The organism is Streptomyces sp. NPDC057253 (genome assembly GCF_042669125.1).
In the GTDB taxonomy this organism is placed as follows: domain Bacteria; phylum Actinomycetota; class Actinomycetes; order Streptomycetales; family Streptomycetaceae; genus Streptomyces.
In genome coordinates this window covers 170,400-186,639 of record NZ_JBHUXV010000002.1, presented here as the reverse complement: position 1 = coordinate 186,639, position 16,240 = coordinate 170,400, and the positions used below count along the sequence as shown (strand labels likewise).

11 protein-coding genes are annotated in these 16,240 nt (G+C 70.2%); 7 read left to right on the top strand and 4 right to left on the bottom strand.

The genetic code is table 11. The features are described 5' to 3' along the window. The first annotated feature begins 105 nt into the window (after positions 1-105). From ACFULQ_RS01925 to ACFULQ_RS01910, 4 genes are read left to right on the top strand one after another with little or no spacing between them, the layout of a single operon-like run. Positions 106-1,485, top strand: coding sequence for an extracellular solute-binding protein (locus ACFULQ_RS01925; RefSeq protein ID WP_383536733.1), 1,380 nt, complete (start codon positions 106-108; stop codon positions 1,483-1,485). After that, positions 1,482-2,411, top strand: coding sequence for a carbohydrate ABC transporter permease (locus tag ACFULQ_RS01920; RefSeq protein ID WP_383536731.1), 930 nt, complete (start codon positions 1,482-1,484; stop codon positions 2,409-2,411). Before ACFULQ_RS01925 ends, ACFULQ_RS01920 begins: the two co-directional genes overlap by 4 nt. Continuing rightward, positions 2,411-3,304, top strand: a complete 894-nt coding sequence (locus ACFULQ_RS01915) for a carbohydrate ABC transporter permease (protein WP_383536729.1) — start codon at positions 2,411-2,413, stop codon at positions 3,302-3,304. Before ACFULQ_RS01920 ends, ACFULQ_RS01915 begins: the two co-directional genes overlap by 1 nt. A 26-nt stretch (positions 3,305-3,330) precedes the next feature. Next, on the top strand, positions 3,331-6,384 hold the full coding sequence (locus ACFULQ_RS01910; RefSeq protein ID WP_383536727.1) for an alpha-mannosidase: 3,054 nt from the start codon (positions 3,331-3,333) through the stop codon (positions 6,382-6,384). A gap of 27 nt (positions 6,385-6,411) precedes the next feature. On the opposite strand, the gene ACFULQ_RS01905 is transcribed toward ACFULQ_RS01910, so the two are convergent. Then, complete coding sequence (locus tag ACFULQ_RS01905) at positions 6,412-8,409, bottom strand: alpha/beta fold hydrolase (protein WP_383536724.1); 1,998 nt, start codon at positions 8,407-8,409, stop codon at positions 6,412-6,414. 185 nt (positions 8,410-8,594) lie between these two features. Between ACFULQ_RS01905 and ACFULQ_RS01900 the strand changes: the two genes are divergently transcribed. Then, positions 8,595-9,716: an arabinogalactan endo-beta-1,4-galactanase gene (locus tag ACFULQ_RS01900; RefSeq protein WP_383536722.1), complete on the top strand. Its 1,122-nt coding sequence runs from the start codon at positions 8,595-8,597 to the stop codon at positions 9,714-9,716. Positions 9,717-9,873: 157 nt separating this feature from the next. After that, positions 9,874-11,289, top strand: coding sequence for a cytochrome (locus ACFULQ_RS01895; RefSeq protein ID WP_383536719.1), 1,416 nt, complete (start codon positions 9,874-9,876; stop codon positions 11,287-11,289). A gap of 93 nt (positions 11,290-11,382) precedes the next feature. Here ACFULQ_RS01895 and ACFULQ_RS01890 read toward each other — a convergent pair whose 3' ends face one another. From ACFULQ_RS01890 to ACFULQ_RS01880, 3 genes are all read right to left on the bottom strand, one after another. Beyond that, positions 11,383-12,051: a YceI family protein gene (locus tag ACFULQ_RS01890; RefSeq protein WP_383536716.1), complete on the bottom strand. Its 669-nt coding sequence runs from the start codon at positions 12,049-12,051 to the stop codon at positions 11,383-11,385. A gap of 108 nt (positions 12,052-12,159) precedes the next feature. Then, entirely contained in the window at positions 12,160-13,752 is a 1,593-nt protein-coding gene (locus ACFULQ_RS01885; protein ID WP_383536714.1) for a cation acetate symporter, read from the bottom strand. After that, on the bottom strand, positions 13,746-14,189 hold the full coding sequence (locus ACFULQ_RS01880; RefSeq protein ID WP_383536711.1) for a DUF485 domain-containing protein: 444 nt from the start codon (positions 14,187-14,189) through the stop codon (positions 13,746-13,748). Before ACFULQ_RS01880 ends, ACFULQ_RS01885 begins: the two co-directional genes overlap by 7 nt. Positions 14,190-14,685: 496 nt before the next feature. Between ACFULQ_RS01880 and ACFULQ_RS01875 the strand changes: the two genes are divergently transcribed. Beyond that, the gene (locus ACFULQ_RS01875; RefSeq protein WP_383536823.1) at positions 14,686-16,239 is read left to right on the top strand and encodes an acyl-CoA carboxylase subunit beta; all 1,554 of its coding nucleotides are present in this window, start codon (positions 14,686-14,688) and stop codon (positions 16,237-16,239) included. Position 16,240 lies beyond the last annotated feature (1 nt).

The window sequence follows — 16,240 nt, the reverse complement described above, 5'->3', positions numbered from 1 at the left end:
CAGTCAGCGCAAGGTGGCGCCGAGCGTGGAGCGCTGTCGGGCTGGCCTCCCGGCCCCGGAAAACTCGCGGCTTTCCCTCAGGTTTCGCGTCCCGGAGGAACCACTGTGCGCTCGAGAATCGTCACCGCCGCGGCCTTTACCGCCGCCACCGCCCTGGCCGTCACCGGCTGCGGTTCGGGCTCGTCAGGGAGCTCGGCCAAGTCCATCAAGGTCGTCTACTGGCAGAACCTGGACAGCACCAACAAGCTCCAGGCCACCTTCCTCGCCTCGATGGTGAAGGAGTTCACCCAGGCCAACCCGGGCACCAAGGTGACCCTCGTCCCGGTGGTCGCCTCCGAGAACGACTACTACACCAAGCTCCAGCTGATGATGCGCTCCCCCGCGACCGCACCCGACCTGGTCTACGAGGACACCGCGCTGATCAACTCCGACATCGCGGGCGGCTACCTCAAGCCCCTGGACTCCTACACCGCGAAGTGGGCCGACTGGTCCCAGTACGCCAAGGCCGCCAAGGGCGCGGTGACCGGCGCCTCCGACGGCAAGGTGTACGCCGTCCCGGACGACACCGACACCCGCGGGATCTGGTACAACAAGCAACTCCTCCAGAAGGCCGGGATCGCCGTGCCCTGGCAGCCCAGGACCTGGGCGGACGTCATCGCCGCGGCCAAGAAGATCAAGGCGAAGCTGCCCGGCGTCACCCCGCTGAACCTCTACACCGGCCAGGCGGGCGGCGAGGCCTCCTCCATGCAGGGCTTCGAGATGCTGCTGTACGGCACCCCGGCCGGCGACAAGTCGCTCTACGACGCCTCGCAGAAGAAGTGGGTGGTGGGCAGCCAGGGCTTCAAGGACTCGCTGGACTTCGTGCACACCGTGTACAGCGAGGGTCTCGGCCCGTCGAAGGAGCAGGCGCTGGGCGCCAACTTCGGGACCGCCGTGGGCACCGAGCTCATCCCCGAGGGAAAGCTGGCGATCGACATAGACGGCTCCTGGATGCCCAACAACTGGAGCGACGCGGCCGCCAAGCCGTGGAAGCAGTGGCAGTCGGTGATGGGCACCGCGGCCATGCCGACGCAGAACGGCCAGGCGCCGGGCCGCACCAGCATGTCGGGCGGCTGGGCCTGGTCGATCCCGGCGAAGGCCAAGAACCCCGACCTGGCCTGGAAGTTCCTGTCGACCACGCTCCAGACGAAGACCAACGCCGCGAAGTGGAACGTGACCAACGCCAACATCGCGGTGCGCACGGACGTCGCCTCGGACCCGGCGTACCTGAACTCGGTGCCGACCAACAAGTTCTTCACCGAGCTGGTCGCCGACACCCACTACCGGCCCGGCCTGCCCGAGTACAACCAGGTCTCGACCGCGATCCAGAAGGCGATGGAGTCCGTGACCACCGGTCAGGCCTCCGTCGACAAGGCCGCCTCGACGTTCGATAACGATGTCAAGGCGGCGGTGGGCGATGACAAGACCGTGGAGGGCACTTCGTGACCGCCCTCGCCCCGGCGCCTCACGGGACCGGCGCACGCCGCCGGTCCCGCGGCGCGCCCGCCCCCGCCGTCCGCTCACTGCTGCGGGGTCTGCCGACCGTCCCGGCCGTCGTCCTGCTGGCGGTGTTCCTGGCCGGCCCGATCGCGTACTGCGTGTACTACGCGTTCACCGACATGCAGCTCACCGGGGCGTCCGGCACCCACTTCGTCGGCGTCGACAACTTCACCAGGGCGCTGAAGGACACCGACTTCCTCAACGCCATGTGGCTCACCCTGGTGTTCGTGGTCGGCTCCGCGGTGGTCGGCCAGAACACCCTCGGGCTCGCGCTGGCGGTCCTGATGCAGAAGGCGACCAGGCCGGTCAGGGCCGTGGTCAACGGGGTGGTCATCGCCGCGTGGGTGCTGCCCGAGGTGGTCGCCGGCTATCTGATGTACGCCTTCTTCTACAACGAGGGCTCGCTCAACTCGCTGCTGGACGCGCTGCATCTGCCGGACCAGAACTGGCTGTACACGATGCCGATCCTCGCGGTGTGCCTGGCCAACGTCTGGCGCGGCACCGCGTTCTCCCTGATGGTCTTCACCGCGGCCATCAACGACGTGCCCCAGGAACTGGTGGAGGCCGCCGAGATGGACGGGGCGGGTCCCTGGCAGCGGCTGTGGCGGGTGGTCCTGCCGGTCATCAGGCCGTCGATCCTGACGAACCTGATGCTGATCACGCTCCAGACGCTGTCCGTCTTCGGGCTGATCTACACCATGACCCGCGGCGGTCCGGGCAACAAGAGCGAGACGCTGCCGATCTTCATGTACCAACAGGCCTTCCAGAACAGCCTGATCGGCTACGGCACCGCCATCGCGCTCGTCCTGCTGGTGGTCGGCGCCCTGTTCTCCGTCGTGTACATCCGGCTGCTGAAACTGGAGGACGACTGATGGCCGCCGTAGCCACTCCCCCCGCGAGGACGGCGGACAAGGCCCCGGTCGCGCCGAGCGCCCCCCGCCGGCGCCGGGTCCGCCCCGGACGCCTCACCGTCAACCTCGTCCTGCTCGCCGTGTCCGTGCTGTACGTCCTGCCGTTGCTGTGGATGCTGCTCGCCTCGGTGAGCGACACCAACTCCTTCCGGCTGAAGTGGCCTTCGGCGCTCACGCTCGACAACTTCGACGCGGTCCTCAACGTCGACACCACCTACCGGCCGATGCTCAACAGCCTGCTGCTGTGCGGCTTCGGCACGGCGGTGACCGTGGTGGCGTCCGTCCTGTGCGCCTATCCGCTCTCCCGCTACCGGTCGCGGGTGCGGCGGCCCTTCCTCTACACGATCCTGTTCTCCACGGGGCTGCCGATCACGGCCGTGATGATCCCCGTCTACAGCATGTTCGTGCAGCTGAACCTGATCGACTCGATGCCGGGCACGACCCTGTTCCTGGCCGCGTCCGCGCTGCCGTTCGGGATCTGGCTGATGAAGAACTTCATGGACGGTGTCCCCATCGTCCTGGAGGAGGCCGCCCGCATCGACGGCGCGAACACCATGCAGGTGCTGTGGCGGGTGGTCCTGCCGCTGATGCGGCCCGGCGTCATGGTGGTCACCATCTTCACGTTCATCGGCATGTGGGGGAACTTCTTCGTCCCCTTCATCCTGCTGCTGTCGCCGGAGAAACTCCCCGCCTCCGTCAGCGTGTTCACCTTCCTCAGCGCGCACGACCAGACGCAGTACGGGCAGTTGTCGGCGTTCTCCCTCCTCTACTCGATGCCCGTCGTCCTGCTCTATCTGCTGCTGGCCCGCAAGCTCGGCGGCGGCTTCGCGCTCGGCGGCGCGCTCAAGGGCTGACTCCCCCCACCTGTACGGAGACGTGAATGCACAACGACCGTGACCTCACCGAACAGCGGCTCGCCCGGGTCCTCGACGAGCGCATACGGCCCGCCGTCCACGCCCGGTCCGTCCCCCTCGACGTGGAGGTGTGGAGCGTCGCAGGAGAGCCGGTGCCGGTCCCCGAAGCGCTGGCCGCGCCCTACCGTCCGGCCCGGGTCGGCGACCGGTGGGGGCCCGCCTGGTCGACGAGCTGGTTCAAGGTCGCCGGCACGATCCCGGACGACTGGGCGGGCGAGACGGTCGAGGCCGTACTGGACCTCGGGTTCGCGACCCACTCGGCGGGCTTCTCCGCCGAGGGCCTGGTCTACCGGCCCGACGGCAGTGCCGTGAAGGCGCTCAATCCGCGCAACACCTGGCTGCCGGTGGCCGAACGGGCGGTGGGCGGCGAGGAGTTCACGGTCCATGTCGAGGCCGCCGCCAACCCGGTCGTCATGCACACCGCTCCCGGCGAGCTGACCTTCGGACCCACGTCGGTGGGCGGCCGCGCGCCCTGGCTGGGCGACCCGGCCGCGGACCCCGGCGAACCGCTCTACCGCCTGCGGCGGCTGGACCTCGCCGTGTTCGACCGGGACGTGCACGAACTCGTGCAGGACCTGGAGGTGTTGCAGCAGCTGATGCCGGAGCTGTCCCCCGACTCCCCGCGCCGCTGGCAGATCCTGCGGGCGGTCGAACGCGCCCTGGACGCCGTCGACCTCCAGGACGTCAGCGGCAGCGCGCGGGCCGCCCGGGCCGCCCTCGCGCCCGTGCTGGCCTCCCCCGCGCACGCGAGCGCGCACCGGATCTCCGCGGTCGGGCACGCGCACATCGACACCGCCTGGCTGTGGCCGCTGCGCGAGACCGTGCGCAAGGTGGCCCGGACGGTCTCCAACGTCACCCACCTCATGGACGACCACCCGGAGTTCAGGTTCGTGATGTCCCAGGCACAGCAGCTCGCCTGGCTCAAGGAGCACCGGCCCGAGGTGTACGCGCGGGCGCAGGAGAAGGCGAAGACCGGGCAGTTCCTGCCGACGGGCAGTCTGTGGGTGGAGCCCGACACCAACATCAGCGGCGGCGAGGCCCTGGTGCGCCAGTTCGTCCACGGCAAGCGGTTCTTCCTGGAGGAGTTCGGCGTCGAGACCGAGGAGATGTGGCTCCCGGACACCTTCGGCTACAACGCGGCCCTGCCGCAGCTGATGAAGCTGGCCGGGGTGAAGTGGTTCCTGACCCAGAAGATCTCCTGGAACACCACCAACAAGTTCCCCCACCACACGTTCTGGTGGGAGGGCATCGACGGCACCCGGATCTTCAGCCACTTCCCGCCCGTCGACAGCTACAACGGCGAGCTGTCCGGCGCCGAAGTCGCCCACAGCGTACGGAACTTCCAGGACAAGTCCGGCTCCAGCCACTCGCTGATCCCCTTCGGCTACGGCGACGGCGGTGGCGGCCCCACCCGCGAGATGCTCGCGCGCGCGGACCGGCTCAGGGACCTGGAGGGTTCACCGCGCGTCGCACTGGAGGGACCGGCGGACTTCTTCCGGCGCGCGCACGCCGAGTACGAGGCGAACGGCGGCGCCCCGGTGTGGTCCGGGGAGCTGTACCTGGAGTTCCACCGCGGCACCCTCACCAGCCAGCTCGCCACCAAGCAGGGCAACCGGCGCAGCGAACACCTGCTGCGCGAGGCGGAGTTGTGGGCCGCGACCGCCGCCGTACGGCACGGACAGGCCTATCCGTACGACGCCCTGGACCGGCTGTGGAAGACGGTGCTGCTGCACCAGTTCCACGACATCCTGCCCGGGACGTCGATCGCCTGGGTGCACCGGGAGGCGGAGGAGACGTACGCGGCGGTGGCCCGGGAGCTCCAGGAGCTGATCGCGGCGGCTCAGGAGGCGTTGGCGGGGGAACCGGACGGCACGGTCGTCTTCAACTCGGCGCCGCACGCCCGGGCCGGTGTGGCGGCCTTCGGGGCGAGCCCGCGCCCCGAGACGGTCCGCAAACTCACGCCTCCGCGACCGGACGGCGACGGGTTCGTCCTCGACAACGGTCTGGTCCGGATCGCGGTGGACGCCGACGGCCTGATCACCTCCGCCTACGACCACACGGCCGGCCGGGAGGCGCTGGCCCCCGGAGCGGTCGGCAACCTGCTCCAGCTGCACCAGGACTTCCCGAACCAGTGGGACGCCTGGGACGTCGACGTCTTCTACCGCAACACGGTCCGCGACCTCACCGACGCCGAGTCCGTCACGGCGACTGGTGAAGGGCTCCGGGTGGTCCGGGTCTTCGGCGCGTCGAGGATCGAGCAGACGCTGACGCTGCCGGCCGGTTCCCGCGCGCTGGTCATCGACACCGTCGTCGACTGGCACGAGCGGGAGAAGTTCCTCAAGGCGGCCTTCCCGCTGGACGTGCGGGCCGCCCACTCGACCGCCGAGATCCCCTTCGGCCATGTCGAGCGGCCCACCCACACCAACACCAGCTGGGACGCGGCCAAGTTCGAGACCTGCGCGCACCGCTTCCTGCACGTCGGCGAGCCCGACTGGGGAGCCGCGCTGGTCAACGACTCCTCCTACGGGCACGACGTCACGCGCGACATCCGCCCCGACGGCGGTACGACCACCACGGTCCGCCTCTCGCTGCTGCGCGCCGCCCGCTTCCCCGACCCCGACCAGGACCAGGGCACCCACCGTCTCGGCTACGCCCTGCTGATCGGCGCCGACGTCACCGACGCGAGGCGCGAGGGGTACCGCTTCAATCTGCCCGAACGGGTGGTGCCGGGCAGTGCGACGGTCGTCCCGCTGGTCTCGGTCGACCACGAGGGCGTGGTCGTGGAGGCGGTCAAGCTCGCCGACGACCGGAGCGGGGACGTGGTCGTGCGCCTCTACGAGTCCCGCGGCACCCGGGCCCGGGCGACGCTGCGCACCGGCTTCCCGCTGGCCTCCGCCCTGGCGACGGACCTGCTGGAACGCCCTGTGGACGATCCGTCGAGCCACCGGCAGGTGGAGGCCGGCGTCCGGCTGACCCTACGCCCGTTCCAGATCCTCACCCTGCGACTGCGCCGCGCCTGACCTGCCCCGGCCAAGACCCGGTCGGCGTCACAGCAGCTCCGGGCGCCTCCACTCCTGACCCAGGACGTGGTGGTCCAGGAAGTTGAGGGCCGTCTCGTAGAGGAGACGCAGGTGGTGCGGGGCGTCGATGCCGTGGGACTCGTCGGGGAAGTACAGGAACCCGGTGGGTACACCCCGGCGCCGGAGGTCGTGCTGGAGTTCCCGAGACTGCGCCTCGGGGACCCGGGTGTCCGCGCCGCCGTGCACGAGCAGCATCGGTGTCGTCAGCCGCGCCGCGTCGAGGTGGGGCGAGTCGGCCTCGTAGCGCTGGCGCCGGGTGCGGGGGTCGCCGAAGATCTTCCGGAAGTACGCGTGCATGTCGGTGGCGCCCTGGAGGGACTCCAGGTTCCACAGCCCGGCGTGCGAGACCAGTGCTTTGAAGCGGTCGGTGCGGGTGGCCGTCCGGTTGGCGAGGTAGCCGCCGTAGGAAAAGCCCGCGAGGGCCGTTCGGCCCGGGTCGAGGTCGGGGCGGGCGAGTGCGGCGTCGGTGAGCGCGATGACGTCGCGGTAGGGCCGGCCGCCGAAGTCGCCGCGTGCGCGTTCCTGCATGCGCTGCCCGTATCCGGAGGACAGGGCCGGGTCGGGCAGCAGCACGGCGTGGCCGCGGGCGGCGAACGGCCAGGGGTTCCACAGCCAGGGCCAGTCGCTCCAGGACCCCTGGGGTCCGCCGTGGGTCAGGACGAGGAGCGGTGCCGGATGCTCGGCCGTGGCCTTCTCGGGCAGCACGAGCCAGGCCCGCAGGGCGAAGGCGTCGTCGCCGGTCGCGCTCACCTCGGTCAGCGTGCCGGGCAGGGGGCCGAGGTCGCCCGGTGTCCGGAGGAGGGCGGGTTCCTGGTCGGCCTTGGCCGCGTCCAGCCGGACCACGTGGGGGGAGCGGTCGAGGGTGCTGCGCAGCGCGTAGAGGGTGGAGCCGTCGGGTGTCACGCACAGCGAGGTGTAGGCGCCCGAGGCGGTCAGGCGGGTGACCGTGCCGTCCGGGTCCCGGCGGAAGACCGGGCGGTGCCCCTGTTCGTCGCCGGTGAACCACAGCGTGGTGTCGCCGGGGACCGGTGAGCAGAGCACCCTTCCCGGCCAGGGCCAGTTGTCGAAGTCCGGCAGCAGATCGGTCTCCTCGCCGGACAGGGGGTCGATGGCGACGAGGGTGACCTGCCACTCGGAGTCGTAGGTCTCCTCCTGCTGCCGTTCGCAGACGAGCCGGGTGCCGTCGGCGGTGAACGACGGGCCGTAGTACTGGTGGCCTGGGCGGGACAGTGCGGTGCGCCGCACGCCGGTGGCCGCGTCGGCGATCACCACGGTGTTCGTGTCCGGGGCGGAGGCGGTGGGGGCCCGGGTGTAGGCGACCAGGGATCCGTCGGGCGAGAGGGCCATGTCCCCGGCGCCCGCGAGGCCTTGACCGCCCGCGTCGACGGGCGGGGTGCCCGGGACGAGGACGAAGGTGTGGGGTTCGGCGGGGCCGAGCTCCACGCCGTCTTCGCCCGCGGACGTCTCGAACAGGACGGCGCTGATGCCGGCGCGGCGACGCCGCCGGAGGAGGTCGGCATGGGTGCGGGCGTCCCCGGCGCCGGGCAGCAGATCGGCCGTCCAGGCGAGCGTGCCGGAGCGGGCGGCGGCGGTGAACGCCTTCGTCCCGCCCGGGTGTTGGGCGATCCGCTCGGCCGCACCGCTGCTGGAGAGCGACCACAGGGACGCTCCCGCCTCGTGCCCGGGCTCGCCGGACTCGCGGTCGGAGAGGAACAGCAGGGTGCCGTCGGCGGTGAACGCGGGGGCGAAGTCGCCCTGTTGGGAGCCGGGCACCCGGTGCGGGTCTCTCTCGCCCGCCGGATCCACCTCCCACAACTCGGACACGTACCGGGACCCCTCCTCGTCGGGGGTCTGCACGGCCAGGACCAGACGTGTGCCGTCCGGCGCCAGGGCCAGGCCCTGGGGGCGCGGTTGGGCGACTAGGCGGTCGTGGAGGGCGAGCGGGCTGTTGATCATAGTGAGCATGCTGCCCAAGCGTGCGGCTCATCGCTCTCTATTTGTGAACGTACACAGACTAGTTATCGCTCAAGAGGGCACCTCTGTCTGGAAGTAATGCTGCCGACACATGTATTTACAGCGCTGTCATCACCTCTTACCGTGAACGTTCACAGAGCCTTATCCGCATGATCATGTCAGACAAGGAGGTCGGGATGACCGTCAAAGGTCCGCGCCGCCTCGTGAGAGCCGCCATGCTCCTGGCGGCCCTCGCCCTGCCCGCATCCCTGCTCACCACGCCCCCCAGCGCCTCCGCCGCGGGCTCGCTCACCATGCTCGGTGCCGATGTGTCGACCGCCCAGCGCGCTCTCGACCTCGGTGCCAAGTACTACGACGCGAGCGGCACCGCCAAGGACCCCCTGGACATCCTCAAGGGCCTCGGCGTCAACTACGTCCGCCTGCGGGTCTGGAACAACCCCGCGAGCGGCTACAACAACAAGGCCAAGGTGCTGTCGTACGCGAAGCAGGTGAAGGCCAAGGGGCTGAAGCTGCTGGTCGACTTCCACTACTCGGACACCTGGGCGGACCCGGGCAACCAGAACAAGCCCGCGGCCTGGGCCGGCCACACCATCAGCCAGCTCCAGACCGACGTCTACAACTACACGTACGACGTCTGCAACAGCCTCAAGTCGCAGGGCACCACCCCGGACAGCGTGCAGATCGGCAACGAGATCAACGTCGGCATGCTGTGGAACGAGGGCAAGGTCGTCAACAACGACTTCACCAACCTCAGTCTGCTGCTCAAGTCGGGATACAACGCGACCAAGGCGTGCAACAGCGGCACCCAGGTGATCATCCACACCGCCGACGCCGACAGCGACGCCAACGCCCGCTGGTTCTACGACGGCATCAAGGCCAAGGGCGTCGCCTGGGACATCACCGGGCTGTCGTACTACTGCCCGTGGCACGGCACGATCGCCAACATGGGCAGTGTCGTGGCCGACATGAAGTCCCGGTACGGCAAGGACGTCGTGATAGCCGAGACGGCCTACCCGTTCACCTCGGCCAACGCCGACAGCACCGCCAACTCCATCACGACCGGCTGCTCGGGCTACCCGCTGTCCTGGCAGGGCCAGGCGGACAACTTCACCGCCGTGCAGAACGCGGCCCGCAGCAACGGCGCGATCGGTGTCTTCTACTGGGAGCCCACCTGGTACGCGGTGACGGGCAACGGCTGGGACCCGACGAACATCTCGGGCAGCGGCAACGGCTGGGACAACATGGCCGTCTTCAACTGGACCGGCAATGTGAACCCGAACATCAAGTGGACCCCGTAGGGGGCGACTTGGGACCTGAGCGGCACCGTCCTCGGGCGGTGCCGTTCGTCGTCGCCCCGGCCGACCTGAGCGCCGAGCCGGTAATCACCCCCCGCCATGGAGGCAGTGCGGGCGGTCACATTACCCTGGCACAGCGCCTGAGCGAGGGAAGGAAGCCATGGGGGTCCAACTGAACAGCGACTCGGCAGCCGGTCACGAGTCGCTGGAGTCGATGAGCCTCGAACCGCTCATGACCCGCGACTACGAACGGGATCCGGCGATCGTGTACGAGCGGCTGCGCCGCGCCCACGGCCCGGTGGCGCCGGTCGACCTGCTGGGAGTGCCCGTCTGGCTCGTGCTGGGCTACGAGGAGTCGCTGGAGGTGCTCCGGGACGACCACGCGTGGCCGAAAGGGCTCGAGAACTGGCGGGCGCGCAGGGAGGGCCGGCTGCCCGCGGACTGGCCGCTGGCGCCGTCGCTGGACGTCAACCACGTGCTGATCCAGGGCGGCGAGGGCTACCGCGGGCTCAAGGTGGCCTGGGACACCGCGCTTCGCCCCTTCCAGGACCCTCGGCATCCGGTGGCCAAGCAGCTCAAGGCCAAGATCACCCGGGACGCCGACGAACTGATCACGCTGTTCACCCAGGGCGGCCGCACCGGGTGGGCGGATCTGTCCGCGCAGTTCTCGCGGCCGCTGCCGCTCATGGTCGCCAGTCATCTGCTCGGTTTCCCCGGCTCCCAGCACGACGACGCGCTGATGGACATGTGGCGGGTGCTGGACGCGGGCCCTGACGCGGGGCCCGCACTGGAACGGCTGCTGGCCACGCTCTCGGAGCTCGGCGAGTCGAAGATGAGGGAGCCGGGCAACGACTTCCCGTCCTATCTGCTCGCCTCCCATCCCGGGCTCAGCATCGAGGAGTTGTCGCGCGAGCTGATGATGCTGCTCGGGATGACGTCGGACCACGTCGGCATCCTGATCTCCAACACGGTCGTCGAGGTCATCACCGGGAATCTGCCCGCGAGCGCCAGCCTCTCGGCGGGGCTGATCAGGGAGACCATGAACCGGGTGGTGATGCAGAAGCCGCCGCTGATCAACTTCGTGCCGCGGTTCCCGCTCACCGACATGAAGCTCGGCGACTACGTCATCGCCGCGGGCGATCCGGTGTGGGTGTCGGTGGGGGCCGCGCACGCGGACCCGGCGTTCGCCGCGAAGGTCTGCCCCGAGTCGACCATCAGCACCCGGGCGCATCTGTCGTGGGGTGCCGGGCCCCGGCAGTGTCCGGCCCGGGAACTGGCCGGTGGGGCGGCGGCGATCGGGGTGAGCAGGCTCTTCGAGCGGCTGTCCGGACTGGAGTTGTCCCTGCCGGTCGACCAACTGCCGTGGCGGTCCTCGCCGTTCATGCGCGGGCTGCGCTCGCTGCCGGTGCGGTACACCCTCTCGGACGCGCAGGCCCTGCCGGTACCCCCCGGCCCACCGCTCCCGGCACCGGCCGGCTCCGGCCCGGCCATCCCGGCCAACCCGGGCGACGAAGCCGCCGTACGACCGCGTTCGTCGCTGTGGCGCTATCTGGCGGGGCTGGTGCGGGGACGGTGACAGGGCTCCGCGGGCGGTGACAGGGGCCTGAGGAACCCGGAGGGGCCACGTACTCGGACGAGTGCGTGGCCCCTTGGTGCGCCGGGGGCGCCGTCAGCCGACCGGGGGTGTCCGGATCGCCGCGATGTCGAACTGAAGGCGTACCTTCTCGCTGACCATCGCGCCGCCCTCGGCGAGCTTGCTGTCGTAGGTCAGGCCCCACTCGGAGCGGTTGATGGTGGTGGTGCCGTCGAAGCCGACGCGCTGGTAGCCGAACGGGTCGGTGACATGGCCTATGTAGGTCAGTTCCAGGACCACGGGCCGGGTCCTGCCCTTGATGGTGAGGTCGCCCGTCATCCGGTAGACGTCGGGTCCCGCGACCTCCACCGCGGTACTGACGAACCGCATCCGCGGATGACTCGCGGAGTCGAGGAAGTCACGGCCCACCAGGTGCCCGTCGCGCTGCTCCACTCCGGTGTCCACGCTCCCGGTGGAGATGATGATCTCCGCCATCGAGCGGGACGGGTCGCGGCCGTCGAAGTAGAGGCGGCTCTGGTACTCCAGGAACGCCCCGCGCACGGTGGTGACCATGGCGTGGCGCACGGAGAAGCCGATCCTGCTGTGCGCGGGGTCGATGGTCCATTCCCCGGTCAGGGCCGCCAGTCCGGGGTCCGGAAGGACGGCTGTGGCAGTGGCCGACGACCCGGTGGGGGGCTGGGAGACGGCGGCGGGTTCCGTGCGGTCCGTGCGGCGGAACATGGTGCCACGGTTGAACAAGTTCATACATCACCTAATTACTGCACGCGAGTTGTCGCCGCAACCCTTGATCAGCCGCGAACGAAATATCCACGTGTTCAACACATTGCTTCCCGGAAATGTGGGGGAAATCGGCTAGTCGACCCCGATGAGGCTGCGCACTTCGAAGTCCTCGTATGTCTCCTTTGCTTCGGGACGGCTGAGTACGGAACCCAGCCAGCCGAGGAGGAAGCCCGCCGGGATGGAGACGATTCCGGGATTCTGCAAGGGGAACCAGGCGAAATCGACGTTCGGGTAGAGCGAGGCGGGGGCGGAGGAGACGACCGGGGAGAGGACGACCAGGAGGACCGAGCAGAGCAGGCCCCCGCAGAGGCTGAGCAGGGCGCCCTGGGCGGTGAAGCGCGGCCAGAAGAGGGTGAAGACGAGGGTCGGGAGGATCGCGGAGGCGGCGATGGCGAAGGCGAGGAAGGCGAGGGTCGCGGAGTTGGCGCCCCAGGAGACCAGGGCGAGCAGCATGCCGAGGATGCCGATGACGGCGGCCGCGAGCCGGGCCACGGCCAGTTCCTCCGTCTCCGTGGCCCTGCCCTTGCGGATCACCTCGCCGTAGAGGTCGTGGGCGAGGGAGGACGCGGCGGCCAGGGTGAGGCCCGCGGCGACCGCGAGGAGGGTGACGAAGGCGAGACAGGACAGCAGGGCGGTCAGGACGGCGCCGCCGAGGTCGTGCGCCAGCAGCAGGACGGCGGCATTGCCCGTGCGGTCGTTGCGCGCGATGGTGTCGCTGCCCAGGACGGCGGTGGCGCCGAGACCGAGGAGGCCGGCCGCCAGACAGACGAGGCTGACCAGGCCCATGGCCCACACCACCGAGGTGCGCAGGACGTCGACCGACTTCGGGGCGAGCAGCCGCATCATCACGTGCGGGAGGGCGGCGAGGCCGAGCACGATGGCCAACTGGAGGCTGAGGAAGTCGAGTTTGCTGGTGACGCCGGCGCCGTAGCGCAGTCCGGGTTCCAGGAACCGCGCGCCCTGCCCGCTGTTGTCCGCGGCGGCGGCGAGGAGGTTCTCGATGTTCCAGTCGAAGCGGTGGAGCACCATCACGGCGGTCACGGTGACCCCGGAGATGAGCATGACGGCCTTGACGACCTGGATGAAGGTGGCTCCCGGCATGCCTCCGATGGCCGCGTAGACGATGACGACGGTGCCGATGACGACGACGCACAGGGTGCGGGTGGCGGCGCTGGGTTCGCCGGTGAACTGGGTCAACAGGGCGACACTGCCGACGAGTTGGGCGACCAGGTAGAGCACGGTGATGGTCAGCGTGCACAGCGCGAGAGCGAGCCGCACCGGCCGCCGCATCCGGGTCAGCCGTGTCGCCAGGGTGTCGCCGAGGGTGAACCTGCCGGTGTTGCGCAGGGGTTCGGCGATCAGCAGCAGGACCATCATCCAGGCGACGGCGGTGCCGCACAGGTAGAGCAGCCCGTCGTAGCCGGTCAGGGCGACGAGGCCGGTGCTGCCGAGGAGGGTCGCGGCCGACAGGTAGTCGCCGCACATGGCCAGGCCGTTGCGCAGCGGCGACATGAGCCGGTTGCCGAGGTAGAACTCGCCGATCTCGTCGCGCTGGGGCGCGGTCAGCAGCGCGGTGAACAGGGTCACGACGACCACGGACAGGAACAGGACCAGGGTCAGCTGAAGGCTGAGGCGGTCCACGACGGAGGCGCCGGTCGTCACCACGGGCGGAACTCCCCACCGCGCCTGGTGGTGCGCGCCGCGAAGGCACCCCGCTCGCGGCCCGCGCTCTCCTGGTGCCGGACCAGGCCCCGCAGGCCGCGGACCACCGGGGTGACGGCCGTGCGCACATGCACGAGATAGCGCCACACGATCACGCCCATCAGCGCGAACTGCCCCAGCCCCAGGGCGAGTCCGATCGTGAGGTGGCCGCTCAGGGAGGTGTTCATCAGCCCGGGCAGGAAGCTGGACAGCAGGACGTACAGCAGGAAGCCGCCGACGGCCAGTGCGGTGGCCCGGACACCGAACCGGCGGTGGGTGCGGCGGAGCGTCTGATACGCGGGCTGGCCGGACACCGCGTGCCGCTCGCCGCCGGGACCGGCTTCGGGACCCGTTTCGTAGGGGAACGGCGGCCCGCCGAGCCCCGTGGAATGCCGTGACACATGCACCTTCTTCGCTGCCGCGCCGGCCGTCCGACAAAGGCACACCGGAGCCGTGCTCTGGGCGGACTGTGGGGGATTCGTGAATCCGGAATTCACGCGATGAGAATTGCGCGCTTGACGAGGAGCCTTGTGGGGCGTACGGCCGAGGGGTCGGGGTGACGACGTGGCCAGGACCGGGATTGTTGCAGCGCCCCCGTTGAACTATCAACCGGCAGGTCGAACCCGATCGGGAAACTGACTCATTCCCGCGCTCCGATACGTGTACGCGCCATCCCACAGCCTGCGAAAAGGCGGGCCCGCGGAATAGGTCTGCACCTTCGCTCCGGCCAGGTTGTCTCAAATGCAGTGCACAGGGGACGCCCCCGCGGTCGGTCGGCACTTGTCACCCACGGAGCAAGGCCGGCCTCCCGGGACTCACCTCGCGCAAACAGAACCGCGTGGGGCTCGGCACGGCCAGGGGGCGCTGCCATATTCGTAGGCCACTTCGGAGGTGGCAGTGACAGTAGAGGTGACGACGACACGCCTGCCCGACCGCACCGCCGACCGCGTCCTCGCGCTGGAGGCCCGCCGGGCGCGGGCCGTCGCCGGGGACCGGCCCGCAAGACGTGGGAAGTTCGGTGCCCGGGAGCGGATCGACCTGCTGCTGGACCCCGGTTCGTTCACCGAGACCGGCCTGTTCGTGCGGGCCCGGCCGACCGGGGACGGCGCCGACCGCCCCTACGGGGACGGGGTGATCACCGGGTGCGGCACCATCGACGGCCGTCCCGTCTGTGTGTTCTCCCAGGACTCCACGGTCTTCGGCGGGAGCATGGGCGAGGCCTTCGGCGAGAAGACGGTGGCCCTCATGGACCTCGCGCTGCGGACGGGGTGCCCTGTGATCGGGCTCAACGACGGCGGCGGTGCCCGCATCCAGGAGGGGGTCGTCTCCCTCGCCCTCTACGCCGAGCTGGTGCGCCGCAACGTCCAGGCGTCCGGGGTGATCCCGCAGATCTCGGTCGTCCTCGGCCCGTGCGCCGGCGGGGCCGCCTACTCCCCCGCCATCACCGACTTCACGGTCATGGTGGACGGCGCCTCGCACATGTTCGTCACCGGGCCCGACGTCATCGAGGCGGTCACCGGGGAGCGCACCAGCGCCGAGGAGCTGGGCGGCGCCCGCACCAGCAACTCCCTGAGCGGCAACGCCCACTTCCTCGCCGCCGACGAGACCGAGGCCCTGGACACCGTACGGGAGCTGCTGTCGTACCTGCCCGGCAACAACCTGGAGCGGCCACCGCAGTACGCCCCCCTGCCGCCGCCCTCGGACGTCCCGCTCGACGAGATCGTGCCGGACCGGCTCGGGCAGGCCTACGACATGCGGGACGTCCTGCGGGCGGTCGTCGACGACGGTGAACTCCTGGAGGTCCAGGAGCTGTTCGCGCCGAACATCATCTGTGCGCTGGCGCTCGTCGAGGGCACGTCCGTCGGGGTGGTCGCCAACCAGCCGCTGCACGCGGCCGGGGTGCTGGACATCGACGCCTCCGAGAAGGCGGCGCGGTTCGTACGGTTCTGCGACGCGTTCGGCATTCCGCTGCTCACCTTCGCCGATGTGCCGGGCTATCTCTCCGGGGTCCGGCAGGAGCAGGCCGGGATCATCCGGCGCGGCGCCAAGCTGCTGTACGCCTACGCCGAGGCGACCGTGCCGAAGGTGACGGTGGTGGTGCGCAAGGCGTACGGCGGCGGATACGCCGTGATGGGCTCCAAGCACCTGGGCGCCGACATCAACCTCGCCTGGCCGACAGCGCGGATCGCGGTGATGGGCGCCGAGGGCGCGGTGGGCGTCCTGCACCGGCGTGAACTGGCCGCCGCCGCCGACCCCGAGGCGCTGCGGGCCCGTCTCGTCGCCGCCTACGAGGACACCCACGGCACGCCCTACCTCGCCGCCGAGCGCGGCTACGTCGACGCCGTCATCGCCCCGCGCGACACCCGCGCCCACCTCTGCCGCGCGCTGCGTGCCCTGCGCGGCAAGCGTGCCCCGATGCCGGAGCGCCGGCACGGCAACATCCCGCTCTGAC